24 protein-coding genes and 1 pseudogene are annotated in these 26239 nt (G+C 70.5%); 11 read left to right on the top strand and 14 right to left on the bottom strand.

All coding sequences use genetic code 11. The annotated features are described in order from the left end of the window. Position 1 precedes the first annotated feature (1 nt). A complete protein-coding gene (locus ACF07B_RS40195; RefSeq protein WP_384237121.1) occupies positions 2-1459 on the top strand; it encodes an aldehyde dehydrogenase family protein in 1458 nt (485 codons plus the stop codon). Continuing rightward, the gene (locus ACF07B_RS40200) at positions 1460-2365 is read left to right on the top strand and encodes an aldehyde dehydrogenase family protein (RefSeq protein ID WP_392182590.1); all 906 of its coding nucleotides are present in this window, start codon (positions 1460-1462) and stop codon (positions 2363-2365) included. It abuts the gene before it with no gap. A gap of 153 nt (positions 2366-2518) precedes the next feature. Here ACF07B_RS40200 and ACF07B_RS40205 read toward each other — a convergent pair whose 3' ends face one another. Next, positions 2519-2926, bottom strand: coding sequence for a hypothetical protein (locus ACF07B_RS40205; protein WP_392182591.1), 408 nt, complete (start codon positions 2924-2926; stop codon positions 2519-2521). A 249-nt stretch (positions 2927-3175) separates the two neighbouring features. Here ACF07B_RS40205 and ACF07B_RS40210 point away from each other — a divergent pair, with 249 nt between their 5' ends. Next, positions 3176-3829: a uridine kinase gene (locus tag ACF07B_RS40210; protein ID WP_392182592.1), complete on the top strand. Its 654-nt coding sequence runs from the start codon at positions 3176-3178 to the stop codon at positions 3827-3829. Between the two features lie 276 nt (positions 3830-4105). Here ACF07B_RS40210 and ACF07B_RS40215 read toward each other — a convergent pair whose 3' ends face one another. After that, positions 4106-4900, bottom strand: a complete 795-nt coding sequence (locus tag ACF07B_RS40215) for a SigE family RNA polymerase sigma factor (protein ID WP_392182593.1) — start codon at positions 4898-4900, stop codon at positions 4106-4108. A 296-nt stretch (positions 4901-5196) separates the two neighbouring features. Between ACF07B_RS40215 and afsQ1 the strand changes: the two genes are divergently transcribed. The 5 genes from afsQ1 (at position 5197) to ACF07B_RS40240 (ending at position 9219) form a co-directional block, all read left to right on the top strand. Next, positions 5197-5874: a two-component system response regulator AfsQ1 gene (afsQ1, locus tag ACF07B_RS40220; protein WP_037625670.1), complete on the top strand. Its 678-nt coding sequence runs from the start codon at positions 5197-5199 to the stop codon at positions 5872-5874. Beyond that, entirely contained in the window at positions 5871-7460 is a 1590-nt protein-coding gene (locus ACF07B_RS40225) for an ATP-binding protein (RefSeq protein ID WP_369486448.1), read from the top strand. The genes afsQ1 and ACF07B_RS40225 overlap by 4 nt, the downstream gene beginning before the upstream one ends. Before the next feature lie 230 nt (positions 7461-7690). Then, positions 7691-8287: a hypothetical protein gene (locus ACF07B_RS40230; RefSeq protein WP_369486451.1), complete on the top strand. Its 597-nt coding sequence runs from the start codon at positions 7691-7693 to the stop codon at positions 8285-8287. A 63-nt stretch (positions 8288-8350) separates the two neighbouring features. Then, the gene (locus ACF07B_RS40235; RefSeq protein ID WP_369486449.1) at positions 8351-8932 is read left to right on the top strand and encodes a VanZ family protein; all 582 of its coding nucleotides are present in this window, start codon (positions 8351-8353) and stop codon (positions 8930-8932) included. Positions 8933-9015: 83 nt separating this feature from the next. Further along, a complete protein-coding gene (locus tag ACF07B_RS40240; protein ID WP_326785877.1) occupies positions 9016-9219 on the top strand; it encodes a PspC domain-containing protein in 204 nt (67 codons plus the stop codon). A gap of 189 nt (positions 9220-9408) precedes the next feature. Here ACF07B_RS40240 and ACF07B_RS40245 read toward each other — a convergent pair whose 3' ends face one another. After that, positions 9409-9762, bottom strand: a complete 354-nt coding sequence (locus ACF07B_RS40245; RefSeq protein ID WP_392182594.1) for an ATP-binding protein — start codon at positions 9760-9762, stop codon at positions 9409-9411. A 142-nt stretch (positions 9763-9904) separates the two neighbouring features. Further along, positions 9905-11059, bottom strand: coding sequence for an adenosine deaminase (locus tag ACF07B_RS40250; protein ID WP_392182595.1), 1155 nt, complete (start codon positions 11057-11059; stop codon positions 9905-9907). 113 nt (positions 11060-11172) lie between these two features. Between ACF07B_RS40250 and ACF07B_RS40255 the strand changes: the two genes are divergently transcribed. Further along, a complete protein-coding gene (locus ACF07B_RS40255; RefSeq protein WP_392182596.1) occupies positions 11173-11934 on the top strand; it encodes an alpha/beta hydrolase in 762 nt (253 codons plus the stop codon). An 18-nt stretch (positions 11935-11952) separates the two neighbouring features. On the opposite strand, the gene ACF07B_RS40260 is transcribed toward ACF07B_RS40255, so the two are convergent. After that, entirely contained in the window at positions 11953-12915 is a 963-nt protein-coding gene (locus ACF07B_RS40260) for a LysR family transcriptional regulator (RefSeq protein ID WP_392182597.1), read from the bottom strand. A 62-nt stretch (positions 12916-12977) separates the two neighbouring features. Here ACF07B_RS40260 and ACF07B_RS40265 point away from each other — a divergent pair, with 62 nt between their 5' ends. Together ACF07B_RS40265 and ACF07B_RS40270 are read left to right on the top strand one after the other, a co-directional pair. Further along, complete coding sequence (locus ACF07B_RS40265; RefSeq protein WP_392182598.1) at positions 12978-14297, top strand: MFS transporter; 1320 nt, start codon at positions 12978-12980, stop codon at positions 14295-14297. Between the two features lie 180 nt (positions 14298-14477). Further along, positions 14478-15554: a sigma-70 family RNA polymerase sigma factor gene (locus ACF07B_RS40270; RefSeq protein WP_392182599.1), complete on the top strand. Its 1077-nt coding sequence runs from the start codon at positions 14478-14480 to the stop codon at positions 15552-15554. A gap of 39 nt (positions 15555-15593) precedes the next feature. Here the strand turns inward: ACF07B_RS40270 and ACF07B_RS40275 are convergent. The 9 genes and pseudogenes from ACF07B_RS40275 to ACF07B_RS40315 form a co-directional block, all read right to left on the bottom strand. Continuing rightward, positions 15594-15833: pseudogene (locus ACF07B_RS40275) on the bottom strand (hypothetical protein); the annotation flags it as partial. A 135-nt stretch (positions 15834-15968) separates the two neighbouring features. Further along, a complete protein-coding gene (locus tag ACF07B_RS40280) occupies positions 15969-17252 on the bottom strand; it encodes a thymidine phosphorylase (protein ID WP_392182600.1) in 1284 nt (427 codons plus the stop codon). Positions 17253-17317: 65 nt separating this feature from the next. Continuing rightward, on the bottom strand, positions 17318-17731 hold the full coding sequence (locus tag ACF07B_RS40285; protein WP_392182601.1) for a cytidine deaminase: 414 nt from the start codon (positions 17729-17731) through the stop codon (positions 17318-17320). Further along, a complete protein-coding gene (locus ACF07B_RS40290) occupies positions 17728-18993 on the bottom strand; it encodes an ABC transporter permease (RefSeq protein WP_392182602.1) in 1266 nt (421 codons plus the stop codon). The genes ACF07B_RS40285 and ACF07B_RS40290 overlap by 4 nt, the downstream gene beginning before the upstream one ends. Next, complete coding sequence (locus ACF07B_RS40295; protein WP_392182603.1) at positions 18990-20114, bottom strand: ABC transporter permease; 1125 nt, start codon at positions 20112-20114, stop codon at positions 18990-18992. Before ACF07B_RS40295 ends, ACF07B_RS40290 begins: the two co-directional genes overlap by 4 nt. Then, positions 20114-21805: an ABC transporter ATP-binding protein gene (locus ACF07B_RS40300; RefSeq protein ID WP_384237123.1), complete on the bottom strand. Its 1692-nt coding sequence runs from the start codon at positions 21803-21805 to the stop codon at positions 20114-20116. The genes ACF07B_RS40295 and ACF07B_RS40300 overlap by 1 nt, the downstream gene beginning before the upstream one ends. 243 nt (positions 21806-22048) lie before the next feature. After that, on the bottom strand, positions 22049-23101 hold the full coding sequence (locus ACF07B_RS40305) for a BMP family protein (RefSeq protein ID WP_392182604.1): 1053 nt from the start codon (positions 23099-23101) through the stop codon (positions 22049-22051). Between the two features lie 326 nt (positions 23102-23427). Continuing rightward, positions 23428-24486 carry a BMP family protein gene (locus ACF07B_RS40310; protein WP_369483321.1) on the bottom strand — a complete coding sequence of 353 codons (1059 nt, stop codon included), beginning with the start codon at positions 24484-24486 and terminating at the stop codon, positions 23428-23430. A 344-nt stretch (positions 24487-24830) separates the two neighbouring features. Continuing rightward, positions 24831-26048, bottom strand: coding sequence for a M20 family metallopeptidase (locus ACF07B_RS40315; protein WP_369483335.1), 1218 nt, complete (start codon positions 26046-26048; stop codon positions 24831-24833). Positions 26049-26239: the final 191 nt, after the last annotated feature.

Raw genomic sequence — 26239 nt, forward strand, 5'->3', positions numbered from 1 at the left:
CATGGCTTCCGCATTCGAATACGCACCGGCGCCCGAGTCCCGCTCCGTCGTCGACATCGCGCCCTCCTACGGCCTGTTCATCGACGGTGAGTTCACCGAGGCCGCCGAGGGCAAGGTCTTCAAGACCGTCTCCCCCTCCACCGAAGAGGTCCTCTCCGAGATCGCCCGGGCGGGCGAGGCGGACGTCGACCGCGCGGTGAAGGCCGCCCGCAAGGCCTTCCAGAAGTGGTCCGCGCTGCCGGGCTCCGAGCGCGCCAAGTACCTGTTCCGCATCGCGCGGATCATCCAGGAGCGCAGCCGCGAACTGGCCGTCCTGGAGACGCTGGACAACGGCAAGCCGATCAAGGAGACCCGGGACGCCGATCTCCCCCTGGTCGCCGCGCACTTCTTCTACTACGCGGGCTGGGCGGACAAGCTCGACCACGCGGGCTTCGGCGCGAACCCGCGCCCGCTGGGTGTCGCGGGCCAGGTCATCCCGTGGAACTTCCCGCTGCTGATGCTGGCGTGGAAGATCGCGCCGGCCCTCGCGACCGGCAACACGGTCGTCCTGAAGCCCGCCGAGACCACGCCCCTGACGGCGCTGTTCTTCGCGGACATCTGCCGCCAGGCGGGCCTGCCCAAGGGCGTCGTCAACATCCTTCCCGGGTACGGCGACGCGGGCGCGGCCCTCGTCGAGCACCCGGACGTGGACAAGGTGGCCTTCACCGGCTCCACCGCCGTCGGCAAGGCGATCGCCCGCCAGATCGCGGGCACGCACAAGAAGGTCACGCTCGAACTGGGCGGCAAGGGCGCGAACATCGTCTTCGACGACGCCCCCATCGACCAGGCCGTCGAGGGCATCGTCAGCGGCATCTTCTTCAACCAGGGCCAGGTCTGCTGCGCGGGTTCCCGTCTGCTGGTCCAGGAGTCGATCCACGACGAGCTGCTCGACTCGCTCAAGCGCCGTCTGTCGACGCTGCGCCTCGGCGACCCGCTCGACAAGAACACGGACATCGGTGCGATCAACTCCGCCGAACAGCTCTCCCGGATCACCTCGCTCGTCGAGCAGGGCGAGTCGGAGGGCGCCGAGCGCTGGTCCCCGGCCTGTGAACTCCCCGCCTCCGGCTACTGGTTCGCCCCGACGCTCTTCACGAACGTCACCCAGGCGCACACCATCGCCCGCGACGAGATCTTCGGTCCGGTGCTGTCCGTCCTCACGTTCCGCACCCCGGACGAGGCGGTCGCCAAGGCCAACAACTCCGCGTACGGCCTCTCGGCGGGCATCTGGACCGAGAAGGGCTCCCGGATCCTCGCCGTGGCGAACAAGCTCCGCGCGGGTGTCGTCTGGTCCAACACGTTCAACAAGTTCGACCCGACCTCGCCGTTCGGCGGGTACAAGGAGTCGGGCTTCGGCCGCGAGGGCGGCCGGCACGGCCTGGAGGCGTACCTCGCCCCGTCTAGCCCGGAGGGCGAGCGATAAATGAGTGCAGCCGAGAAGTCCGAGCAGCAGCGTCTGGGCGTCTTCAAGACCTACAAGCTGTACGTGGGCGGCAAGTTCCCGCGTTCCGAGAGCGGCCGGGTGTACGAGGTGAGCGACTCCAAGGGCAAGTGGCTGGCGAACGCTCCGCAGTCGAGCCGCAAGGACGCCCGTGACGCGGTCGTCGCCGCGCGCAAGGCGTTCGGCGGCTGGGCCGGTGCGACCGCGTACAACCGCGGCCAGGTCCTGTACCGCGTCGCCGAGATGCTGGAGGGCCGCAAGGAGCAGTTCGTCCGCGAAGTGGCCGACGCGGAGGGTCTGTCGAAGGCGAAGGCGGCCGCCGTCGTCGACGCGGCCGTCGACCGCTGGGTCTGGTACGCGGGCTGGACCGACAAGATCGCCCAGGTCGTGGGCGGCGGCAACCCGGTCGCGGGCCCGTTCTTCAACCTGTCCTCGCCGGAGCCGACCGGTGTCGTCACCGTGCTCGCCCCGCAGGAGTCGTCGTTCCTCGGCCTGGTGTCGGTGATCGCCCCGGTGATCGCCACCGGCAACACGGTGATCGTGATCGCCAGCGAGAGGTCCCCGCTCCCGGCGCTGTCGCTGGGCGAGGTGCTGGCCACCTCCGACGTGCCGGGCGGTGTCGTGAACATCCTGTCCGGCCGGACCGCGGAGATCGCGGCCCCGCTGGCCGCGCACCAGGACGTCAACGCCATCGACCTGGCGGGCGCGGACGAGGTGCTGGCCAAGGAGCTGGAGATCGCGGCCGCGGACAACCTGAAGCGCGTCGTTCGTCCACAGGCTGTGGATTACGCGCGGACTCCCGGGACCGAGCGCCTCACGGCCTTCCTGGAGACGAAGACGGTCTGGCACCCCACGGGCTCCCTGGGCGCCTCGGGCTCGTCCTACTGAGCCACCCGCACCACCGCGCGACCACGCGCACAGATGTCGGGGCCCCGATCCGTGTCCCCGGGGCCCCGCGCACGAAGGAGCCGCGCTTCCCCTCCGTCCAGGGGGAGCGCGGCTCTTTCCTGTCCACGGGCCGCGGACGGCCGTGCGCGAGGCTCAGCGCAGGAGGCCGGTCGCCTGGCCGAGCACCGGAACGTCGCCGATCGACTGGGCCTGCGCCACCGGCCCGGTGAGCGCCTTGGAGGACAGCGGCTTGAAGTCCGCGAGCTGGGTGCCCACACCGTTGTCGAGCGGGTCCACACCGGTGCCGGCCAGCGGGTTGGGCTTGAGGCCCTCGACGGGACCCGTGACATACCCCACGGTCCCGGTCAGCGACCGGAGTCCGGCCTGCGGGTCGAGGCTGCCGAGCGAGGCGGGCCGGGTGTGGACGACGTCCAGGGACGGAGCCGTGTCCGCGAAGGCCGGGGTGGCCGCGGCCGCACCGGCAGCGACCACGCCGACCGCCGCGGTGATCCGCGCGGTCGTACGGGCCAGGGTGTTCCGCTGGGCTGCGTGTCGCGCCATCAGGTTTTCCTCTTTGACTAGCGGAGAGTGAAGAGCGGAGTGCGATTGCTGCGACACGCAGAGTAGTTGACGGGGTGCCGCCCCGGGTGGCCCCGGCGACGGATTCGCCCCTGCGGGTCAACAGGCATATCAGCGCCACTCGTCACATCCGCGCGACATCCGTCCGCACATTCGGCAAAGCCGGGGATAATGGCCGGGAGCCGCGCCGACGCGCGGCGCCGCCGGACCCGTCACAGAAGGTACAGACCATTGGGTTCCCCTCTCCCGATACCCGCCCGCGTGGTGCTGCTCTGCGGCCCCTCCGGCTCCGGGAAGTCCCTTCTCTCCGCCGCTTCCGGCCTCCCCGTGCTCCGCCTCGACGACTTCTACAAAGAGGCCACGGACCCGACGCTGCCCCAGGTCGAGGGCAGCGAGGACATCGACTGGGACCACCCGCGGTCGTGGGACGCGGACACCGCCCTCGCCGCGATCGAGGAACTGTGCCGTACGGGACGTACGAACATCCCCGTCTACGACATCTCCCTGAGCGCCCGTACCGGAGCCGAGGCCCTGAGCATCGACGGGGCGCCGCTGTTCATCGCGGAGGGGATCTTCGCCGCCGAGATCGTCGAGCGCTGCCGCGAACTCGGTGTCCTGGCCGACGCGTTGTGCCTGTCCCGAGGCGCAGTGACCACGTTCAGGCGCCGTTTCGTGCGGGATCTGAAGGAGGGCCGCAAGTCGGTGCCCTTCCTGCTGCGGCGCGGCTGGCGGCTGATGCGCTCCGAGCGTTCCATCGTGGCGCGCCAGACCGCTCTGGGTGCCCACCCCTGCGACCGCGAGGAGGCGCTCGGCCGGCTGGCGGCCGCCTCGGCCGCGCCCCGGACGTCCGCACCCCAGGCGTCGGCGCCCACGGCGACCGCCTAACCCCGCACCCCTCGGTCACGCACCGGCGAGCGGGCTCCCGGCTCACGCCAGGGCCGCGCCCGCCGGCCTCCCGGAAACAAGAAGAAGGCCCAAGCGGACCCCCGACCGCCTGGACCTTCTTCGTTTCCCCCGTGGTCCCCCGTGAAACGGTCGACTCCCCCGTGACCCGTTTCCCGTGACCCCGTTCGGCGTCGGCTCCCCCCGGAACCGACGTCCCCGTCACCGGCTCCCCCCGGAACCGGCCCCCGTCTCTTTGTTACCGCTCCCCCCGGCCCCTCAGGCGACAAGCTCCCCGAAGGACTCCTCCTCGTCACGGCCGAAGCTGAGGACCTCGTCCTCGCGCATCCGGCGGAGCGAGCGCCAGATGCTGGACTTCACCGTGCCGACACTGATGCCGAGGATCTCCGCGATCTCCGGGTCGGTGCGGCCCTCGTAGTAACGGAGGACCAGCATCGTGCGCTGGAGCTCGGGCAGCCGGGCCAGCGCCTGCCACAGGACGGCGCGCAGTTCGGTGCCGCGCATCGCGTCCGTGTCACCGGGCGTCTCCGGCAGTTCCTCGGTCGGGTACTCGTTCAGCTTGCGGCGGCGCCACGCGCTGATGTGCAGGTTCGTCATGGTGCGGCGGAGGTAGCCCCCGACCGCGGCCTTGTCAGTGATCCGGTCCCAGGCCCGGTACGTCGAGAACAGCGCGCTCTGCAGCAGGTCCTCGGCCTCGAAGCGGTCACCGGTCAGGTGGTAGGCGGTTGCGTACAGGGAGGCACGGCGCTCCTGGACGTAGGCCGTGAAAGCCGCTTCGGCCTCCACGTTCCCCGCCCCGGAACGACGCTCCCCCGAGCCCTCCCCGTACGCGGCTCCCCCGTGAGCCTTCTCCCCCGTCGTGCCCACGGCGGCCGACGCCGTGGCGTTCTCCCCCGTGAACGCGTCAACCACCGTCATGTACGCGGTGTGCTGACGCCCGGCGCTGCGAGCGCACCCCCGCCCGCTCACAACCCCGGACTTCTCCGCTGCCCGGTTGACGTCGTGGAGCCGCGTGACAACTGCGCTAGTGCTGGTGCTGTGCAGCGTGTTCATCTCGCGCCCCCCGTCGTGGAGTCCCGGATCTTCGGTTCGTTCCGTCGTGCGTCCTGCCTTGTGTCGAAAAGCTTGCCGGGCCCACTTCATGGCCGTGTCCGCCGACTGTCACAGACCTGTCACAGGGCCCGCCCCCGGGCGCGGCACAGCGCGATCACAGAGAAGAGCGGTACGACTACGCAGACGACCACTTGGGCCTCCGGCGCCACCCGCGAGGGCGTTCGTTGTGCCCGGGAGACGAGTGGGAGCGCTCCAACAGTCGATACCCGAGCATGACATGGGCCAGAATGACGTTCGTGCCTTCCCTGTTGCTGATCGAGGACGACGACGCCATCCGTACGGCCCTGGAGCTCTCTTTGACGCGCCAGGGACACCGGGTGGCCACCGCTGCCACCGGTGAGGACGGTCTGAAGCTGCTGCGCGAGCAGCGACCGGATCTGATCGTGCTGGATGTGATGCTGCCCGGCATCGACGGATTCGAGGTGTGCCGACGCATTCGGCGCACCGACCAACTGCCGATCATCCTGCTGACCGCGCGCAGCGACGACATCGACGTCGTGGTCGGACTGGAGTCCGGCGCCGACGACTATGTCGTCAAACCGGTGCAGGGCCGGGTGCTCGACGCCCGGATCCGCGCCGTGCTGCGCCGCGGCGAGCGGGAGGCGAACGACTCGGCGTCGTTCGGCTCACTGGTCATCGACCGTGCCGCCATGACCGTCACCAAGAACGGTGAGGATCTGCAACTGACGCCCACCGAGCTGCGGTTGCTCCTGGAGCTGAGCCGCAGGCCCGGACAGGCCCTGTCCCGGCAGCAGTTGCTGCGTCTGGTGTGGGAGCACGACTACCTGGGCGACTCCCGCCTGGTCGACGCCTGTGTGCAGCGGCTGCGCGCCAAGGTGGAGGACGTGCCGTCCTCGCCCACCCTGATCCGTACCGTGCGCGGCGTCGGCTATCGGCTGGACAATCCTCAGTGACCAAACCGCAGGACAAGCTCCGCGGCTGGGCCGCGGCGCGCAAGGCGTTGCTGTCCGGTCTGCGCTTCACCAGCCTGCGGCTGCGGCTGGTCGTGGTGTTCGGACTCGTCGCGCTCACCGCCGCGGTGTCCGCGTCGGGCATCGCGTACTGGCTCAACCGCGAGGCCGTGCTGACGCGTACCCAGGACGCGGTGCTGCGTGACTTCCAGCAGGAGATGCGCAACCACGCGAGCATGCTGCCCGTGCATCCGGCGCAGGACGAACTCCAGCGCACGGCCGGGCAGATGGCGAACAGCAGCCAGCGTTTCAGTGTGCTGCTGACCGCCGAGGCCGCCGACGGCAAGATGATCACCGGCAACTCCGAGCTGGACACGTTCACGCTGGAGGACGTACCCAAGTCCCTCCAGAAGGCGGTGAACAAGCAGCAGGCGCTGACCTCGACCAACAAGTCCGCGTACCACCTGTACTGGCAGCGGATCACCCAGCACGACAAGTCGTACCTCGTGGGCGGGGCCCGGGTGATCGACGGCTCCACGACCGGTTACATGCTGAAGTCCCTGGAGCCGGAGGCCAAGGACCTCAACTCCCTCGCCTGGTCGCTGGGGATCGCGACCGGGCTCGCGCTGATCGGCTCGGCGCTGCTCGCCCAGGCCGCCGCGACCACGGTCCTCAAGCCGGTCCACCGGCTGGGCATCGCGGCCCGCCGGCTCGGCGAGGGAAAGCTGGACACCCGGCTGCGGGTCTCCGGCACGGACGAACTCGCCGATCTGTCAAGGACGTTCAACCGGACGGCGGAGGCGCTGGAGAAACGGGTCGCGGACATGAGCGCGCGGGACGAGGCGTCCCGCCGGTTCGTCGCGGACATGTCCCACGAGCTGCGGACGCCGCTCACCGCGATCACCGCCGTCACCGAGATCCTCGAAGAGGAACTGGACGCGGAGACCGGCAGTGTCGACCCGATGATCGAACCGGCCGTACGGCTGGTCGTCAGCGAGACCCGGCGCCTGGGCGACCTCGTGGAGAACCTGATGGAGGTGACCCGCTTCGACGCGGGCACCGCCCGGCTCATCCTCGACGACGTGGACATCGCCGACCAGATCACCGCGTGCATCGACGCGCGCGCCTGGCTGGACGCCGTCGAACTGGACGCCGAACGCGGCATGATGGCGCGGCTCGACCCGCGCCGGCTCGACGTGATCCTGGCGAACCTGATCGGCAACGCGCTCAAGCACGGTGGTTCACCGGTCCGGGTGTCGGTGCGCAGGGAGGGCGAGGGCGAGGAACTGGTCATCGAGGTACAGGACCACGGTCCCGGCATTCCCGAGGACGTCCTGCCGCACGTCTTCGACCGGTTCTACAAGGCCAGCGCGTCCCGGCCGCGCTCCGAGGGCAGCGGCCTCGGCCTCTCCATCGCCCTGGAGAACGCGCACATCCACGGCGGCGAGATCACCGCGGCCAACGTGCCCGGGGGCGGGGCGGTCTTCACGCTGCGCCTGCCGCAGGGCGCGTCGGAACTGCTCGCCGACGACCTGCGGGGCCGTGACGCCTCCGCGCACGGGAACGGCACGGAAGGCACCGCCGGATGACCACCGCACACCCCACGGCCCCGAAGGTTCCCCACCCCTCCCGTCCCCCCGGCTCCCGGGAGAACACCGGCCAACGGCATCCCGGCCCCACGGAGAACGCCGGCCGGCGGGCCGCCGGCTCCACGGACACCGCCGGTCCTCGGGCCGTCGGCTCCGCGGACCGCGCGCGGCGGCGGGCGGCGGGTTCCGCGTGGCCGGGACGCTCGTTCCGGACCGGGCGGCCGGGCGGGGTGCGGCCCTGGACGGCCGCGGCGCTGCTCGCCGTGCTGCTCACCGGGTGCGGTATCCGCCCCACGCAGGTGCCCACCGACTTCGGTCCGGCGCCCTCCCGCGTGCCCTGCGCGCTCTCCGGCCCCGACATCGCCACCCAGTCCTCGCACGGGGTGCCGGTCCAGGTCTTCCTGCTCTGCTCGGAACAACTGGTCACGGTCGACCGGTCGGTGCGCATCGCGGACGGCACGGCGGAGTCGGCGCGCCGGGCCCTGGTGGCCCAGGCACTGCTGGACGAACTCGCCGAGGCACCGTCCACGCCCGAGGAGCAGGCCGGCTACACGACGGACGTGCGCGGCGGCATGACGGTCAGCGGGCCCCGCGAAGGTGACCCCGAGGACACGCTGCGGCTGAGCACCCCTCCGCAGGACCTCACCAGGACGGCCCTCGCCCAGATCGTCTGCACCTTCTCGGACTCGGCCGCGGCACGGGACGACGGCAGCGTCGTCCTCGGCGGCCCCGCCCCCGCCGGCCTGCGCAGTTACGAGTGCACGCCCGAGATGCGCGCCGCGCCCGGCGACACGTCCCCGACGTCGACGGCTGTCCGGAGTTCGTAACGCTGCGGGGCCGAAAACCACCGCAGCGGAACCGATCGTGCCGGACCCCGCGTCTTGGGGGGCGTGCAGCGTCATGGTTCAGAGGACGGCAGCGCCGTCACCCGCGTCCGTGTGGCAGGAGGTGTCCTCCTCGTCGCACATCTGGCGCTCGTCGCCTGGATCACGCTGCGTCCGCTGGATGTCCCCTGGGTCAGCGCCGCCAATCTGCGGCCCTTCGCGGGTATCAGAGCCGACCTCGCACTGGGTCCCGAGGTGGCCGCCCGGCGTATCGCCGCGGGCCTCGGCCTGCTCGCCCCGCTGGGCGTGCTGCTCCCGATGGCGGGGGGCAGGCTCGCCGTCTCCCCCCTCGGCTCGCTCCTGCGGACGGCCGCCGCCGGCGTGCTGCTCTCGCTGGGCATAGAACTGCTCCAGACCGGGGTGCCCGGTCAGGTCGTGGACATCGACTCGATCATGCTCAACACCCTCGGTGTGGCCCTCGCGCATCTCGCGGTCGTGCCCGCCCTCAGGGCCCGTCTCCGCCGCAGGGCCGAGACGCGGCGCCGCGCGGCCGTCCCCCGGGAGGACGTCGCTCAGGGTCGGACCCCGACGATTCCCAGGGTCGGGATCGCTCCCTGGAGCGAGGTCTCGCGCACGTCGTCCTCGTAACGTTGAGGACATCGGTGAAGGCACCGATGACAACGACGAGGCCGGACCGCCGGCGCTCGACGACGGTTCGCGAAGGAGCCACCATGACCGCCCTTGCCCGCCCCACGAACGGCCGCATGATCGGCGGAGTCTGTGCTGCGCTGGCACGGCGCTTCGGCACCTCGGCGACGACGATGCGGGTCGTCTTCGTCCTGTCCTGCCTGCTTCCCGGCCCCCAGTTCCTGCTCTACATAGCCCTGTGGATCCTCTTCCCGTCCGAGGACAAGGTCTCCCGCAACGCCTGGTGACCCGGGCGGACGCCCGGCGGCGGCCGGCGCGAGACACGGCGAACGCCGGTGGGGCGCACCCGAGGAGGGTGTGCCCCACCGGCGTTCGTACAGCCGGAGCGGGTGCGGCCGCGCTGCCCGCGGCCCGTCCCCGTACGTCCGAAAGGCCCCGCGCTCGGACAGGCGGGGGCCTCCGTCCGACGGAGAACGTCAGCCCAGCGGAACCCCGTTGACCGGCAGGCCGTGCGTGGGCAGCCCCTGGAGCGGCAGTCCTCCGAGCAGTCCGCCCACGGGCGCGGTCGGCCTGTCGGCGAGCAGACGCGCTGCGGCGGGCTTCGCGGCGGTCATACCCGTGCCGACGGCGCTCTGGCCCTGCGCGAGCGCCTGGGCGGTACCGGGCAGCGCCGAGGCGACGTTCTCGGCGGGCAGCGTCCTGGTGACGGTGTCCAGTGCCGAGGAGGCGTCCGGCACGGCCGGGGCGGCGTTCGCGGCACCCGCGCCGACAGCGGCGAAAGCGGCGCCGAGAGCGGCGACACCGAGAGTCTTGGCAGCAGACTGCTTCATCGTGAATGCGTCCTTGGGGTGGGTGAGACGATATGTGAGCGGTCCAGAACCGTAAACACGTGATCGCACCCTCCGCAAACGTCGAAAAGCGGCCGAGTCATGGAGAAGACGTGAAGACCCGGCCGCTTCGCATTCGCCGCGCTCAGGCTTGTTGTCCCACAGAACCGCTGGTGGAGGCGGTCTGCTGGAACAGCCATTCGGACTTCAATTCTGCATATCCGGGCTTGATCACGTCATTGATCATGGCGAGGCGTTCATCGAAAGGAATGAATGCTGACTTCATAGCATTGACCGAGAACCACTGCATGTCGTCGAGCGAGTAACCGAACGCCTCGACAAGGTGCTCGAATTCCCGGCTCATGCTCGTTCCCGACATGAGGCGATTGTCGGTATTGACCGTGGCGCGGAAATGCAGGCGCCGCAGCAGCCCGATGGGGTGAGCCGCGTACGAGTCCGCGGCGCCGGTCTGGAGGTTGGAACTGGGGCACAGCTCCAGCGGGATGCGCTTGTCGCGGACGTACGACGCGAGTCGGCCGAGTTCCACCGAGCCGTCCTCGCGCACCTGGATGTCGTCGATGATGCGGACGCCGTGCCCGAGCCGGTCGGCGCCGCACCACTGGAGGGCCTGCCAGATGGACGGCAGACCGAACGCCTCGCCGGCGTGGATCGTGAAGTGGTTGTTCTCCCGCTTGAGGTACTCGAAGGCGTCGAGGTGCCGGGTGGGCGGGAAGCCGGCCTCGGCGCCCGCGATGTCGAACCCGACGACGCCCGAGTCGCGGTAGCGGTTGGCGAGTTCGGCGATCTCCAGGGCGCGGGCGGCGTGCCGCATCGCGGTCAGCAGGGCGCCGACCCGGATGCGGTGGCCGTTCTCGCGGGCCAGCCGTTCCCCTTCCCGGAAGCCCTCGTTGACCGCCTCGACGACCTCTTCGAGGCTGAGCCCGCTCTCCAGGTGCTGCTCGGGCGCGTACCGAACCTCGGCGTAGACGACGCCGTCCTCGGCGAGGTCCTCGGCGCACTCGGCGGCGACCCGCACCAGGGCCTCGCGGGTCTGCATGACGGCGCAGGTGTGGGCGAAGGTCTCCAGGTACCGCTCCAGCGAACCGGAGTCGGCGGCCTCGCGGAACCAGATCCCGAGCTTGCCGGGATCGGTCTCGGGGAGGCCGGAGTAGCCGGTTTCGCGGGCGAGTTCGACGATCGTGCCGGGGCGCAGGCCCCCGTCGAGGTGATCGTGCAGCAGGACCTTGGGCGCCCGGCGGATCTGCTCCGAGCTCGGGGTGTTCCGGATCTGGCTCGTCATTTCCGCACTCTAGCCCCTACGCGCGTAGATCTCCTGTTGTACGAATCCGTCGATACGTAACGGTGACCGTGCGGACGGGTGGCGTACACCCTGGCTTCTGAGACTGTTCTGTCATGGCACAGCAAGCGACGCCGGTTCGCAGGGCCCGGCTGGGGAGGGCGCTCGGTCCGGAGCCGACGGCGGTCAGCGGAGTTGTTCTGCTGCTGCCGGGCGGCGAGGAGACCTCGGCCCGCAGACCCTCACCGATGATGGCGACCGCCTCCGTACGCGCGCTGGGGCGCCGGCTGACCCGCGCCGGACGCGCGGAAGGCCTGGTCGGCCACGTGGTGCACTACCGGGTACGCGGCTGGAACGGCAGCGAGGCCCATCTCGCGGCCGACGCGTCCTGGGCCGCGGACGAGGTCGTCCGCCGCTACGGCGACGTGCCCGTGTGCCTGGCGGGCGTCGACATGGGCGGCCGGGCGGCGCTGCGCGCGGGCGGGCACACGGCCGTCAACTCCGTGCTGGCGCTGGCACCCTGGCTGCCGGAGGACGATGTCGCGGCGCCACCCGAACCGGTGAAACAGCTCGCCGGCCGGCGCGTGCTGATCGTGCACGGCACCAACGACGCGCGCACCGACCCGGAGTTGTCCTTCCGGCTCGCCGCGCGCGCGAAGAAGGCCAACCGCGGCATCTGCCGCTTCGAGGTCCACTCGGACGGGCACGCGCTGCACCAGCACCGGCACGAAGTCCTCGCCCTCGCGGAGGACTTCGTCCTCGGCTCGCTGTTCGGCCACGCCTTCTCCCGCCCGGTCGAGGACGCCTTCGCCGCGCCGCCGCCGCTCGGCCTGCGGATGCCGCTCGCGGCGGGCTTCGGGCAGTCGTTGCGGCGCTAGCGCGGGGCGCCCGGGGGCTCAGTCGGGCAGCAGGTGGCCGCGGCGGGAGAGCAGGAACTTCTTGAAGGCGGCCACCGGCGGGGTGTCCGGGTGGCCGTCCAGCCAGGCGACGCCGATCTCGCGCACGGCGCGCGGAGAGGTGACCGTCAGTTCGACGACTCCCGGACGGGCGACGGCCGGTGGCGGCAGCAGGGCGACGCCGAGGCCGGCGGCGACCAGCCCCCGGAGCGTCTCCGCCTCCTCCCCCTCGAAGGCGATGCGCGGCCGGAACCCGGCCTCCTGGCACAGATCGTCGGTGATGCGGCGCATCCCGTAGCCGGGCTCCAGGGTCACGAAGGTCTCGTCGGCGGCCTCGGCGAGCCGGATGCGCCGGCGCGCGGCGAGCGGATGGTCGGCGGGCACGACCAGACGGAGCTTCTGCTCGTCGAGCCGGCGGCCCACCAGATCGGGCGCGTCCGGCACGGGCGAGGTCAGACACAGGTCCAGTTCGCCCGACCGCAGCCGCTCCAGCATGGCCTCCCCGTAGTTCTGCACGAGACTGAAGCGGACGCCCGGGTGATCGGCGCGGAACGCGCGGATCAGCCCCGGCACCGTCTCCGATCCCATCGTGTGCAGAAAGCCGAAGGCGACCTTGCCGGTGGCCGGGTCGGCGTCCGCGCGCACCTCGTCGGCGGCGCGCTCGACCTCCGCGAGGGCCCGTTCCACGGAGGCGAGGAAGGTGCGGCCGGCCGGGGTCAGCGACACCGTCCGGCCATGGCGCGCGAACAGGTCGACGCCCAGGTCCTGTTCGAGCCGGACCAGAGCCCTGGACAAGGTCGACTGCGGGACCCCCATCTGCTCCGCGGCCCGGGTGACGTGCTCGGTGCGGGCGACACCGGCGAAGTACGCCAGGCGCGGGGCGAGCAGTCGCGCGAAGTGCGCGCCGTCTTCTGTGTCACTGAACGGTGACAGGTGAGCCTGTGACCTCTGCTGATGCGCCATGGGAACGATTATGGCGATTCCATGCATTGGACGGATGAACGACGGGTCCCTAGGTTCGAGGCATGCCTTCCGCCAGTACCGGGGCGCCCGTCACCGCGGGCGCCGCCGCCTCCGTTCCCGTCACCGTCTCCGCTCCCACCACCGTCCCCACCGCCGCCGACGGCGCGGACTCCCGCATGGCCCCCGGCGGGCCCGGTTACCGCCGGATGAGCTTCGCGCTCTTCCTCGCGGGCGTCGCGACCTTCGCGCTCCTCTACTCCACCCAGGCACTGCTCCCGCTGATCTCCTCGGACTTCGCGGTGAGCGCGAGCCGGGCGAGCTGGACGGTGTCGGCCGCGACGGGCGGGCTCGCGCTGTTCGTCCTGCCGATGAGCGCGCTGTCGGAGCGCTTCGGACGGCGTACGGTGATGACGGCGTCCCTGGCGGTGGCGGTCACCGTGGGCCTGCTGGTGCCCTTCGCGCCCTCCATCGGCGCGCTGGTGGTGCTGCGGGCGGTACAGGGCGCGGCGCTCGCGGGACTCCCGGCGTCGGCGACGGCGTACCTGGCGGAGGAGGTCCGTCCCAAGGCGCTGATCACCGCGATCGGTCTGTTCGTCGCGGGCAACAGCGTCGGCGGGATGAGCGGACGGATCATCACGGGCTGGGTGGCACAGGAATGGGGCTGGCGGGTGGCCGTCGGCACGATCGGTCTGATCGCCGTGGGCTGCGCGGTGGCCTTCCGGATGCTGCTTCCGGCACCGCGGCACTTCGCGCGGGGGTCGCTGCGGCCCCGGGTGCTGGCCCGCACGGTGCGCGACCACCTCGCGAACCCGCTGCTGTGCCGGCTGTACGCGATCGGCGCGCTGTTCATGATGGTGTTCGGCGGGGTCTACACGGTCATCGGCTACCGCCTCGGCGAGGCGCCGTTCTCGCTCCCGCAGGGCATCGTCGGCTCGGTCTTCCTGGTCTATCTCGTCGGCACGGTCTCGGCGTCGACGGCGGGCCGTCTCGCCGGACGCCTCGGCCGCCGCGGGTCCCTCTATCTGGCGGGCGCCACCACGACCGCGGGTCTGCTCCTGTCCCTGGCCGGTTCCCTGGCGCTGGTCCTGCTCGGGCTGGTCCTGATCACCGCGGGCTTCTTCGCGGGCCACGCGGTGGCGTCCTCGTCCGTGAGCCACACCGCGAAGACGGGGCGGGCGCAGGCCTCGGCCCTCTACCAGTCCGCGTACTACATCGGCTCCAGCGCCGGCAGCACGCTGGGCGCGGTCGCCTTCCACGCCGGGGGGTGGGCGGGCACGGTGGCCATGGGGCTGCTCGCGGTGCTCGGAGTCGTCTCGATCACCCTGTTCGGCTCCCGCGCGGCCCGTACCGCCGCGCGCCGCGTGCCCGTGCCGGCCCACTGAGGTTCCGGCCGGGGACCGCTGAGGCCCCGGCCGGACACCAGGCCCGGATCACCTTCCGGAACACCCCCTGTGACCTGCCGCTTTCCCCGCTCCGCCAGCCATTGTCAGTGGGCTGCGGTAGCTTCCGAAGTGCCGGCGCGATGACGCGCGAATCAAAAAGGCCACAGGGGTGGGTTGGCGATGAGCGAGGGTACGGCGACGACGGCGGACCTGGACGTCCGGCTGGAGAAGCACCGCGTCGAGCTGACCGGGTACTGCTACCGCATGCTCGGCTCGTCCTTCGAGGCGGAGGACGCGGTGCAGGACACGATGGTCCGCGCCTGGCGCAGCTACGACAAGTTCGAGGGCCGCTCCTCGATGCGGTCCTGGCTGTACCGGATCGCGACGAACGTGTGCCTGGACATGCTCAACGCGGGCAACCGAAGGGCTCGTCCGATGGATCTCACGGCTCCCTCACCGCTCGCCCAGGCCGCGCTCACCCCGCGACCGGACAACACCTGGCTGGAGCCGATGCCCGACGGCCGGGTGCTGCCGGCGACCGATGATCCGGCGGAGGCCGCGGTCGCCAAGGAGTCGGTGCGCCTGGCCTTCATGGCGGCCCTCCAGCAGCTTCCTCCCAAGCAGCGCGCGGTGCTCATCCTGCGCGAGGTCCTCGCGTGGCGGGCGAGCGAGGTCGCCGAGCTGCTCGGGACCACGGTCGCGTCGGTCAACAGCGCGCTCCAGCGGGCCCGCGCCACCCTCGCCGAGAGGGAGGGAGCAGGTGCGGAGGCCGCCACCTCGGACCCGCTCGACGAGGAGCAGCAGAAGCTCCTGGAGCGGTATGTGGCGGCGTTCGAGGGGTACGACATGACGGCCCTGACGGCGCTCCTGCACGAGGACGCGATCATGACGATGCCGCCGTTCGACCTGTGGCTGCGCGGCACGGACGACATCACCGGCTTCATGACGACGCTGGGCGCCGCCTGCGCCGGATCGCGCCTGATCCCGGTCGAGGTCAACGGCCTGCCGGGCTTCGCCCAGTACAAGCCGGACGAGGAAGCGGGCGGCTACACGCCCTGGGCGGTGCAGGCGCTGGAGATCTCAAAGGGCCGTATCGCCGGGTTCCACTGCTTCCTGGACACGGCCCGCTGGTTCCCGCTCTTCGGACTCCCCCTCCACCTCGACGGGTCCGGGAGGGCCGAGGCTCCCGGAGACCGGGGAGTCGGGGGGACCGGCGCCGGCGCAGGTATCGAAGCGGAGGCCGACGAGGTCGAGTAGGGCGCGCAGGGCCGGGTCCGGGCCGGCGAGGCGTATGCGGCCTCCCGCCCGGCGGGCCGCCAGTTCCATGCGGGCCAGCGCGTCGACGGCGGTGAGGCCGGGCGGCCCGAGGCCCGCGACATCGCAGACCACGACCCCGGCGCCGGTCGTCGCGAGGAGCGCCCGGACAGCCTCGCAGAGCCCGGGCACCTCGCCGGGGGTGACGAGTCCGGGCAGCACGAGTACGGCCGGTTTGACGGAATCCACGCTCAGTAGACCGGCCGGGGGCCCCGAACTCATCGCGGGGCGGCCCGGAAGCGGGCCGCGATCCGCGCCCCGGGGCTCCGCTCAGTCCTGGAGCCTGTCCTGGCGGCATGCCGAACGGGACCGGCAAAGGTCCGCCGGTCCCGTTCATCCGTAGGAGAAAAACGCAGGTCAGGCGATGCGGTCCAGCACGATCGGCGCGGCCTTGAAGTCGGTGCCGGCCGCGGCGATGTCGTACGAGCCCTCGACGGCCTGGAGCGCGTAGTCGAAGCGGTCCGGGGTGTCCGTGTGGAGGGTCAGCAGGGGCTGGCCCGCCGTGACGGTGTCACCGGGCTTGGCGTGCAGCTCGACACCCGCGCCGGCCTGCACCGGGTCCTCCTTGCGGGCACGGCCGGCGCCCAGGCGCCAGGCGGCGATGCCGATGTCGTACGCGTCGAGGCGGGTCAGCACGCCGGAGGCCGGGGCGCTGACGACGTGGGTCTCCCGGGCGGTCGGCAGCACGGCGTCCGGGTCGCCGCCCTGCGCGGCGATCATGCGGCGCCACACGTCCATCGCGGAGCCGTCGGCGAGCGCCTTCGCCGGGTCGGCGTCCTTGATCCCGGCCGCGTCGAGCATCTCGCGCGCCAGGGCGATGGTGAGCTCGACGACGTCGGCGGGGCCGCCGCCGGCGAGGACCTCGACGGACTCGCGGACTTCCAGGGCGTTGCCGGCGGTCAGGCCGAGCGGCGTCGACATGTCGGTGAGGAGCGCGACCGTCTTCACTCCGTGGTCGGTGCCGAGGCCCACCATCGTGGAGGCCAGCTCGCGGGCGTCCTCGATGGTCTTCATGAAGGCGCCGGTGCCGACCTTCACGTCGAGGACCAGCGAGCCGGTGCCCTCGGCGATCTTCTTGGACATGATGGAGGAGGCGATGAGCGGGATGGCCTCGACCGTGCCGGTGACGTCGCGGAGCGCGTAGAGCTTCTTGTCGGCGGGGGCGAGTCCGTCGCCGGCCGCGCAGATGACGGCGCCCGTGGTGTCGAGGACGTGCAGCATCTCCTCGTTGGACAGCAGCGCGCGCCAGCCCGGGATCGACTCCAGCTTGTCCAGGGTGCCGCCGGTGTGGCCGAGGCCGCGCCCGGAGAGCTGGGGCACCGCGGCACCGCAGGCGGCGACGAGCGGGGCCAGCGGAAGGGTGATCTTGTCGCCGACGCCGCCGGTGGAGTGCTTGTCGGCGGTCGGGCGGGACAGGGAGGAGAACTCCATGCGCTCGCCCGAGGCGATCATCGCGGCCGTCCAGCGGGCGATCTCACGGCGGTTCATGCCGTTGAGCAGGATCGCCATGTTGAGGGCGGCCATCTGGTAGTCGGCGACCTCGCCGCGGGTGTACGCGTCGATGACCCAGTCGATCTGCGGATCACTGAGTTCGGCACGGTCCCGCTTGGTGCGGATGACGGAGACGGCGTCCATGGCCATGGGGTTCCTTCCGAAAGATGAGCGGCCCCTCCCCGGCGTCAGCCGGTCGGAGGGGCCGCGGGGCATTACTTGGTGAGATGGCCCGGCCCGAAGGCCTGCGGCAGCATCTCGGACAGGGGCACGAACCCGCCCGGCGTCTCCAGGATCAGTTCCTCCCCGCCGAACTCGAAGAGAAGCTGCCGGCAGCGTCCGCACGGGACGAGGATCTCGCCCTGCCCGTCGACACACGTGAAGTGCGTCAGCCGGCCGCCTCCGGTGGCCCGCAGTTCGGAGACCAGACCGCACTCGGCGCACAGGCCGAGGCCGTATGAGGCGTTCTCGACGTTGCAGCCGGAGACGATCCGGCCGTCGTCGACGCGGGCGGCGGCGCCGACGGGGAAGTCCGAGTAGGGGGCGTACGCACGGGTCATCGCCGTACGGGCCACCTGCCGCAGCTCCTCCCAGTCGACGTCCGCGGAGTCCGCGCCGGCGGCCGTCACTTCCCCTGTCCCTTCCGGTACGGCAGGCCGTCCGCCTTCGGCATGCGCAGGCGCTGCGCCGACAGGGAGAGGACGAGAAGGGTGATGACGTACGGGGTGGCGGAGACGATCTGGCTGGGCACCTCGTTGGTCGTGGCGTACCAGAGGAACACGAGGACGCCGATGACCAGGGTGATGACGGCGGACACGTACTTCTTCTTGACCACGAGCCAGATCGCGCCGATGACGAGCAGGATGGCGCCGAGCAGCAGCAGGGCGTGGACGTTCTCGGAGCCGCCGCGCAGGTTGAGGCTGTCGGTGTAGCCGAACAGGACCGCGCCCAGGGCGAGCCCGCCGGGCATCCAGTTGCCGAAGATCATCGCCGCGAGACCGATGTAGCCGCGGCCGGCTGTCTGGCCCTCCAGGTAGAAGGGGTTGGCGACGATGGAGAGGAAGACTCCGCCGAGGCCGGCCAGACCGCCGGAGATGATCACGGCGATGTACTTGTACTTGTAGACGTTCACGCCGAGCGACTCGGAGGCGACAGGGTTCTCACCGCAGGAGCGCAGGCGCAGGCCGAACGGGGTGCGCCACAGGATCCACCAGGTGGCGGGGATCAGCGCGATGGCGATCAGGGTCAGCCAGGAGACGTCGGTGACCAGGCCGCCGAGCAGACCCGCGATGTCCGAGACGAAGAACCAGCCCTTGGAGTTCAGGGTGGCGAGCCAGTCGGACAGCCCCGGCACGGTGAACTGGCCGAGGGACTCGACCGGCGGGGACTGCTTGGCCGAGCCGCCCGGGACGCCCACGAAGGCGAGCGGGGAGAGGTAACGGGTGACGCCGAGCGCCAGGATGTTGATGGCCACACCGGAAACGATGTGGTTGACGTTGAAGCTGACCGTCATGATCGCGTGCAGCAGACCGCCGACGGCGCCGCCGATGACGCCGACCAGGATGCCGGTCCACGGGCCCCACTGGTAACCGGCCCAGGCGCCGAACCAGGTGCCGAGGATCATCATGCCTTCGAGGCCGATGTTGACGACGCCGGCGCGCTCGGCCCACAGACCGCCGAGACCGGCCAGGCCGATCGGGACGGCCAGTTCGAGCGCGGTCGACATCTGGCTGACGTTGGTGATGCCGTCCGCGCCGGTGATGATGCGGACGATCGAGGTCAGCGCCAGGCCGCCCGCGATCACCAGCAGGAGGACGGGGAGCGACATCCGACGGCTCTTGGGAGCCCCGGGCTGCAGCGTGGGCTGGTTGACGTCGGTTGCGGTGGTCATCGGCCCGCCACCTCCTTCTTGGTGTTGTCGGTTCCGCCGAGGACGTTGCCCGCGGCGAGTTCGGCGCCGACGCGGCGCTGCTGGCGGCGCAGACCCCACTCGCGCACGGCCTCGTACGAGACCACGACCGCGATCACGATCAGGCCCTGCATGATGACCGCGATCTCTTTGTCGTACCCGTGGAAGTCGAGCTCGGGCGAGGACTTGTCGAGCCAGGCCCACAGCAGGGACGCGAAGGCGATGCCGACGGGGCTGTTGCGGCCGAGCAGCGCGATACCGATACCGAGGAAGCCGATGCCGGTCGGGAAGTTCAGGCTGTACGTGTGGGTGTCGCCGAGGAGGATCGGCAGACCCGCGAGACCGGCGATGCCGCCGGAGAGGAGCATCGCGGTGAGCACCATGCGCTTGGGGTCGACACCACTGGCCGCGGCGGCGGACTCGGAGGCGCCGGAGGCGCGCAGGTCGAAGCCGAAGCGGGTGCGGTTGAGGACGATCCAGTAGCCGATGCCGAGGATCACGGCGAGGACGACCAGACCGTAGATCTCGCCCGCGTCGCCCATGCTGAAGCCGGGGATCCAGCCGGACTTGTGCATCTCGCCGGTGGTGTTGTTGTTGCCGAGCTTGACGCCGAAGACGTCGGGCAGCCACAGGTAGGCGATGACGGAGGTCGCGATCGCGTTCAGCATGATCGTCGCGACGACCTCGCTGACCCCGCGGGTGACCTTCAGGACACCGGCGATACCGGCCCAGAACGCGCCGGTGCAGATGGCGGTCAGCATCAGCAGCGGGACCTGGAGGACGGCCGGCAGCGCGACGTGCGCGCCGACGACCGCGGCCATCATGGCGGCGAGCTGGTACTGGCCGTCGACACCGATGTTGAACAGGTTCATCCGGAAGCCGATGGCCACCGCCAGCGCCGCGATGTAGTACAGCGAGGCCTGGTTGATGATCAGGACCTGGATGTCGGAGTACGTCGCCTGCTGGAACATGATCGTGTACGGCTCGATCGGGTTCTTGCCCGAGGCGAGCAGCACGACCGAGGTCAGCGCCACGGCGACGACGAGCGCGATGACCGGTCCGGCCACCCCGAGGAGCAGGCGCTCCTTGTCGAACTTCTTCATCAGCGGGCCTCGTCTTCCGGGGCGTCCGCCGGGTTCTCGGCGGGCTCTTCGAGCTCGGCCGCTTCGGCGAGCTCCTCGTTCTCCAGGTGTCCGGAGGCGGCGCCGGTCATGGCCGAGCCGAGCTCCTCCGGGGTGATGGTGGCCGGGTCCGCGTCCGCGACCAGCTTGCCGTTGTAGATCACCCGGAGCGTGTCGGACAGGCCGATGAGCTCGTCCAGGTCCGCGGAGATCAGCAGGACGGCGAGTCCTTCGCGGCGGGCCGCGCGGATCTGGTCCCAGATCTGCGCCTGCGCGCCGACGTCCACACCACGGGTGGGGTGGGCGGCGATCAGGAACTTCGGCTTGTGGCTCATCTCGCGGCCGACGATCAGCTTCTGCTGGTTGCCGCCGGACAGGGAGGCCGCGGTGACGTCGATGCCGGGGGTGCGCACGTCGTATTCCTCGACGATGCGGCGGGTGTCCTGCTGGGCGCCCTTGATGTCGATCCAGATGCCCTTGGCGTTGGGCGTCTCGGTGACATGGCCGAGGATGCGGTTCTCCCAGAGGGGGGCTTCCAGGAGGAGGCCGTGGCGGTGGCGGTCCTCGGGGATGTAGCCGATGCCGTTCTCGCGGCGCTTGCGCGTGGACAGCCCGGTGATGTCGTCGCCCGCGAAGCGGATGACACCGGCGTCGGCGGCCTTCAGGCCGATCAGCGCGTCGATGAGCTCGGTCTGGCCGTTGCCCTCGACACCCGCGATGCCCATCACCTCACCGGCGTGGATGGTGAAGGTCACGTGGTCGAGCACGAGCCGTACCTCGCCGCGCTCCACCTGGTCCATGAGCAGGGCGGCCGAGCCCTTGCCCATCGACACCGAGCCCTTGGCGAAGACCGTCAGGTCCTCGACCTCGATCACGGCCTGGTCGGTGACCGTCGACTCGGACGTCTCGGGCGTCGGCAGTTCGCTGCCGACCATCAGTTCGGCGAGCTGGCGCGGGGTCGTCTCGGACGGCACGGCGGTGCCGACCGTCGTACCGCGCCGGATGACCGTGATGTCGTCGGCGACGGAGAGGACCTCGCCCAGCTTGTGCGAGATGAAGATGACCGACAGGCCCTCGGCCTTGAGTTCGCGCAGGTTGTCGAAGAGCGCGTCGACCTCCTGCGGCACGAGGACGGCGGTGGGCTCGTCCAGGATGAGGATGCGGGCACCGCGGTAGAGGACCTTGAGGATCTCCACGCGCTGCCGGTCGGCGACACCGAGCTCCTCGACGAGGACGTCGGGGCGGGCTCCGAGGCCGTAGCGCTCGGAGAGCTCCACGATCTTGCGGCGGGCCTTGGCGCCGATCCCGTACAGCTTCTCGCTGCCGAGGACGACGTTCTCCAGGACGGTGAGGTTGTCGGCCAGCATGAAGTGCTGGTGGACCATGCCGATGCCGCGGGCGATGGCCTCGCCCGGCGACGAGAAGGTGACCTGTTCGCCGTCGACGGCGATGGTGCCCTCGTCCGGCTTCTGCATGCCGTAGAGAATCTTCATCAGCGTCGACTTGCCGGCGCCGTTCTCGCCGACGAGGGCGTGCACGGTGCCCTTGCGGACGCTGAGGTGGATGTCGTGGTTGGCCACGACGCCAGGGAATCGCTTCGTGATCCCGGCGAGTTCGACAGCGGTCGCCTGACCGTTGACCGCGCCGGCCGGAGGGCTGCTGGACGCGTTGATGGCGCACTCTCCTGAGGGAAAGGGGGTCGTCTACGCGCGTAGCGCCCCTACGGCAACGAAAGGGGCCACAGGCCGCGAGAACGGGATACGTGGAGCAACACTCCTCGTATCCCGTTGAGCGGACGTAACCCCGCGGTTACCAAGCGGCTCCGGGGCAGAACAGGCGCCTCTTCGTGCCGGCCGGCACGAAGACTTGCCCGAACTTCCCCGGGACCGCATTGGCTGCTCCTGAGGTACTGCTCGTCAGCTGGTCTTGACCTTGATCGCACCGCTGATGATCTTCTCCTGGGCGGCCTTGACGGCGTCCTGGATCGCGGTGTTGCTCTTGTAGGCCGGGTTGGAGTCGGCCAGGCCGACCTCACCGGACTTCAGATCGCCCCGAACGATACCGCTCTCGGGCTTGCCGTCCTCGACCGACTTCGCCAGGTTGTAGACCGCCTTGGCGACATCCTTGGTGGCGGAGGTCAGGATCGAGTCCTTGTACTGGGCCAGCGCTTCCTGCTGGTACTGGTCCGAGTCGACACCGATGGCCAGGACCTTCTTGGCGGCGGCTGCCTCGATGACACCCTGGCCGGACAGACCGGCCGCGGCGTAGACGACGTCGGCCTTCTTCTCGATCTGGCCCTCGGCGGCCGTCTTGCCCTTGTCGGGGCTGGAGAAGCCACCCTCCTGGGCGGTCTGCGTCAGGTACTGCGAGAGGACCTTGACGCCCGGCTTGGTGTCCTTGACACCCTGCTCGAAGCCCGCCTCGAACTTGTGGATCAGCGGAACGTCCACGCCGCCCACGAAGCCGACGGTGTTGGTCTTGGTGGCCTTGGCGGCGGCGACGCCGGCCAGGTACGAGGCCTCCTGCTCGGAGAAGACCAGGTCCGCGACGTTCTTCGCCTCGACGGTGGAGTCGTCGACGATGCCGAAGGTCGTGTTCGGGAACTTCGCCGCGGCGGCCTTGACGGCCGGGCCGTAGGCGTAACCGATGCCGATGACCGGGTTGAAGCCCTGCTTGGCCAGGGAGACCAGACGCTGGGTCTTGTCCGCGTCCGTCTCGCCGTCGGTGGGCTCGACGTCGGCGGTGTCGTACTTGAACTCGCCCTTCGCCTTCTTCAGACCCTCGAACGCGGCGTCGTTGAAGGACTGGTCGCCCTTGCCGCCGACGTCGTACGCGATGGCGAGACCCTTGTTACCGCCCTTGGAGTCCGAGGAGTCCGAGGAGGTCGAGGTGCCGCCACAGGCGGACAGAGCGAGGGCGAGAGAGGCGGTCGCAGTACCTGCGAGCGCGATGCGGGTAACCCGGCGCATTACATGTGCTCCTGTCGTTCAGCGCCTGACGGTTCAGCTTCGGCGCTGGCTTCGCCGCAGATTAACGCGCGTAGACCAACTAGAAAACCCCTTCTGTCCACCTTGTTATCCGGCTGTGCTCGACGCCACGTGCGAACGGGCCCGGGACACGTCGATCACGGAGGGAAGGTGGCGGAGGGTGACCCTGTGCGCGGACAGCGGAACGGGCGGGCACCTGGGGTGCCCGCCCGTTCCGCGGTACTTCGATCGTGCTCGCCCGCTTCGGCGGGGAGAGGCGGGCCGGAGGCGGGCCGGGAGCCCGTCGCGGTCAGCCGCCGCTCACACGACTACGAGGTCTTGACCTTGATGCTGCCGTCGATGATGGCCGCCTTGGCCTTGTCCACGGCGGCGGTGAGACCGGCGATCTCCGCCATCTTCGGGTTGCTGTCGGCGAGGCCGACACCGTTGACCTTGAGGTCGAAGGTCTGCGTGCCGTTCAGCGGCTTGCCGTCGTGGACCGACTTGGACAGCGTGTAGACCGCGCCGCCGACGTCCTTGAGCGCCGAGGTCAGGATCTTGTCCTTGTACGCCGCCAGCGCTTCCTGCTTGTACTGGTCGGAGTCGACGCCGATCGCCCACACGCCCGCCTTGGAGGCGGCCTCGATGACACCCTGACCCGAGAGGCCGGCCGCGGAGTACAGGACGTCCGCGCCCTTCTCGATCTGGCCCTCGGCGGCGGCCTTGCCCTTGTCGGGGCTGGAGAAGCCACCCTCGGCGGCGGTCTGCGTCAGGTACTGCGAGAGGACCTTCACACCGGGCTTGGTGTCCTTGACGCCCTGCGTGTAGCCGGCCTCGAACTTGTGGATCAGCGGAACGTCCACACCGCCGATGAAGCCGACGGTGTTGCTCTTGGTGGCCTTGGCGGCGGCGACACCGGCGAGGTACGAGGACTCCTGCTCGGCGAAGACCAGGGAGGCCACGTTCTTGCCCTCGACGACCGAGTCCACGATGCCGAAGGTGGTCTTCGGGAACTTCGCGGCCGCCTTCTCCAGCGCGGGGCCGTAGGCGAAGCCGATGCCGATGACCGGGTTGTAGCCCTGCTTGGCGAGCGACTCCAGACGCTGCTGCTTGTCGGCGTCCGTCTCGTTGTCGGTGGGCTCGACGTCGGCCGTCTTGTAGCCGAACTCCTTCTGCGCCTTCTCCAGGCCGGCGAACGCGGCGTCGTTGAAGGACTGGTCGCCCTTGCCACCGACGTCGTACGCGATGGCGAGGCCCTTGGTGCCGCCGCTCTCGCTGCTGTTGCTGCTGCTGTTGCTGTCGCTGCTGGTCCCGCCGCAGGCGGTGGCGGCGAGTGCGAGCGACGCGACCCCCACCGCGATTCGGGTCAGGCTGGCTATCCGACGCATCTGAAGTTCCCCATTCTCCAAAGCCCCGCAGTGGGTGCTGAGTTCGGCGCACATTAACGCGCGTAGACCGTCCAGGGAACGGGGTTCCGCCTGGCCGTTATCCATTCGTGCCGGTGGCCGGTTACGTCCTTGTGAACCACGCGGCCGAAAGCCGTGTTCGGGGACGCAGTGCCCACCACCGCCGTCACCGGCGAATCCGCAGGACGGACCCCCTGTGACGGAGCGGGTGATTCCCGCATCACGGAGTGACTGTTGTCGAAGAACTGCGGCCCACGCTACTGCCGGGGCGCGGGGGACGCGACCGGAGTCACCCGACCGTGTCCACCGCGCTCACGGGCGCCGATTCAGGGCTGGTTCAGGAGGGCCGCGGCGGTGAACATCTCGACGCCGACCGTGATCGCATGCTCGTCGGCGTCGAAGTCGCCCCGGTGCAGATCGCGGGTGGCACGGTCGCCGGGACGTCGCACCCCGAGCCGGGCCATCGCGCCGGGCACGTGCTCCAGATACCAGGAGAAGTCCTCGCCGCCGAGGCTCTGCTCGGTGTCCTCGATGGACTGCGAACCGCGCCGGGCGGTCATGGCGTCGCGGAGCAGTTCGGTGACCGCCGGGTCGTTGACGACCGGCGGGACACCCCGGATGTAGTTGATCTCGGACTTGGCACGGTAGAGGTTCGCGATCTCGTCGATGGCCGCGTGGACGAGATCGGGGGCGGCCCGCCAGGCGTCGAGGTCCAGGCAGCGGATAGTGCCGGACAGTTCGGCGTGCTGGGGGATGACGTTGCAGGCGTGCCCCGACTCGATGCGCCCCCAGGTCACCGCGAGCCCGCTGCGGGCGTCCACGCGCCGGGCGACGAGCGCCGGCACGTCGGTCACGACCCGCGCGGCGGCGGTGACGAGGTCGGTGGTGAGGTGGGGGCGTGCGGTGTGGCCGCCCGCGCCGTCGAGTGCGACTTCGAGCCGGTCGCACGCCGAGGTGATGGCGCCGTGGCGCAATCCGATGCGCCCCGCGTCGACCTTCGGGTCGCAGTGCACGCCGACGATCCGCCCGACTCCTTCGAGCGCGCCCGACTCGATCACGTCCGGGGCGCCGCCGGGCAGCACCTCCTCCGCGGGCTGGAAGATCAGCCGGACGCGCCGGGGCAGCAGGCCCTGGGCGTGCAGGTCGGCGAGGACGAGACCGGCGCCGAGCACGACCGCCGTGTGGACGTCGTGCCCGCAGGCGTGGGCGCGGTCGGGCACGGTCGAGCGGTAGGCGCAGTCACTCTTCGTGTCCGGGATGGGCAGCGCGTCGATGTCGGCGCGCAGCGCCAGCATGGGGCGCCGGTCGTCCGCGTCCCCGATGTCACAGATGAGTCCCGTACCGATGGAGAGAACACGCGGCTTCAGGCCCGCCTGCTCCAGGCGCGCCTTGATCGCCGCGGTGGTGCGGAACTCCTGGTTGCCGAGCTCCGGGTGCATGTGCAGGTCGCGGCGGAACGCCACGAGTTCGGCGCGCAGTGCCTCGGGCAGCGCGCCCGGGAGCAGCGGCTCCCCGGGGAGATCGGCCTCGGACTCTCGGGACATCAGTTGGTTCACCCTTTGAAGGGTAGGACGATCGGGCGGCCAACTAACCCACGATCAACAAAAGTTCAGCCCGTTAGGGGAAGAAAATCTGGCCGCGCGGCGCATGGTCGGCTACGAGGATGGGTAAACTCGCCCGTCTTTTCGGGCGTTTGGATCTTGAACGGATGCGGGTGACCGGCCGTGATCCGACG

Origin of the sequence: Streptomyces sp. NPDC015532 (assembly GCF_043078065.1) — a bacterium.
Lineage (GTDB): Bacteria > Actinomycetota > Actinomycetes > Streptomycetales > Streptomycetaceae > Streptomyces.

Bases quoted from the DNA above. Each gene is read 5' to 3' on its own strand.
- ACF07B_RS40215 (WP_392182593.1), bottom strand. From the start codon at position 4,900: ATGAACACGCTGCACAGCACCAGCACTAGCGCAGTTGTCACGCGGCTC.
- ACF07B_RS40290 (WP_392182602.1), bottom strand. From the start codon at position 18,993: ATGACCACCGCAACCGACGTCAACCAGCCCACGCTGCAGCCCGGGGCT.
- ACF07B_RS40305 (WP_392182604.1), bottom strand. From the start codon at position 23,101: ATGCGCCGGGTTACCCGCATCGCGCTCGCAGGTACTGCGACCGCCTCT.
- ACF07B_RS40260 (WP_392182597.1), bottom strand. From the start codon at position 12,915: ATGGCGCATCAGCAGAGGTCACAGGCTCACCTGTCACCGTTCAGTGAC.
- ACF07B_RS40245 (WP_392182594.1), bottom strand. From the start codon at position 9,762: ATGAAGCAGTCTGCTGCCAAGACTCTCGGTGTCGCCGCTCTCGGCGCC.
- ACF07B_RS40280 (WP_392182600.1), bottom strand. From the start codon at position 17,252: ATGGCCATGGACGCCGTCTCCGTCATCCGCACCAAGCGGGACCGTGCC.
- ACF07B_RS40295 (WP_392182603.1), bottom strand. From the start codon at position 20,114: ATGAAGAAGTTCGACAAGGAGCGCCTGCTCCTCGGGGTGGCCGGACCG.
- ACF07B_RS40265 (WP_392182598.1), top strand. From the start codon at position 12,978: ATGCCTTCCGCCAGTACCGGGGCGCCCGTCACCGCGGGCGCCGCCGCC.
- ACF07B_RS40200 (WP_392182590.1), top strand. From the start codon at position 1,460: ATGAGTGCAGCCGAGAAGTCCGAGCAGCAGCGTCTGGGCGTCTTCAAG.
- ACF07B_RS40310 (WP_369483321.1), bottom strand. From the start codon at position 24,486: ATGCGTCGGATAGCCAGCCTGACCCGAATCGCGGTGGGGGTCGCGTCG.
- ACF07B_RS40250 (WP_392182595.1), bottom strand. From the start codon at position 11,059: ATGACGAGCCAGATCCGGAACACCCCGAGCTCGGAGCAGATCCGCCGG.
- ACF07B_RS40205 (WP_392182591.1), bottom strand. From the start codon at position 2,926: ATGGCGCGACACGCAGCCCAGCGGAACACCCTGGCCCGTACGACCGCG.
- ACF07B_RS40315 (WP_369483335.1), bottom strand. From the start codon at position 26,048: ATGTCCCGAGAGTCCGAGGCCGATCTCCCCGGGGAGCCGCTGCTCCCG.
- ACF07B_RS40255 (WP_392182596.1), top strand. From the start codon at position 11,173: ATGGCACAGCAAGCGACGCCGGTTCGCAGGGCCCGGCTGGGGAGGGCG.
- ACF07B_RS40270 (WP_392182599.1), top strand. From the start codon at position 14,478: ATGAGCGAGGGTACGGCGACGACGGCGGACCTGGACGTCCGGCTGGAG.
- ACF07B_RS40240 (WP_326785877.1), top strand. From the start codon at position 9,016: ATGACCGCCCTTGCCCGCCCCACGAACGGCCGCATGATCGGCGGAGTC.
- ACF07B_RS40195 (WP_384237121.1), top strand. From the start codon at position 2: ATGGCTTCCGCATTCGAATACGCACCGGCGCCCGAGTCCCGCTCCGTC.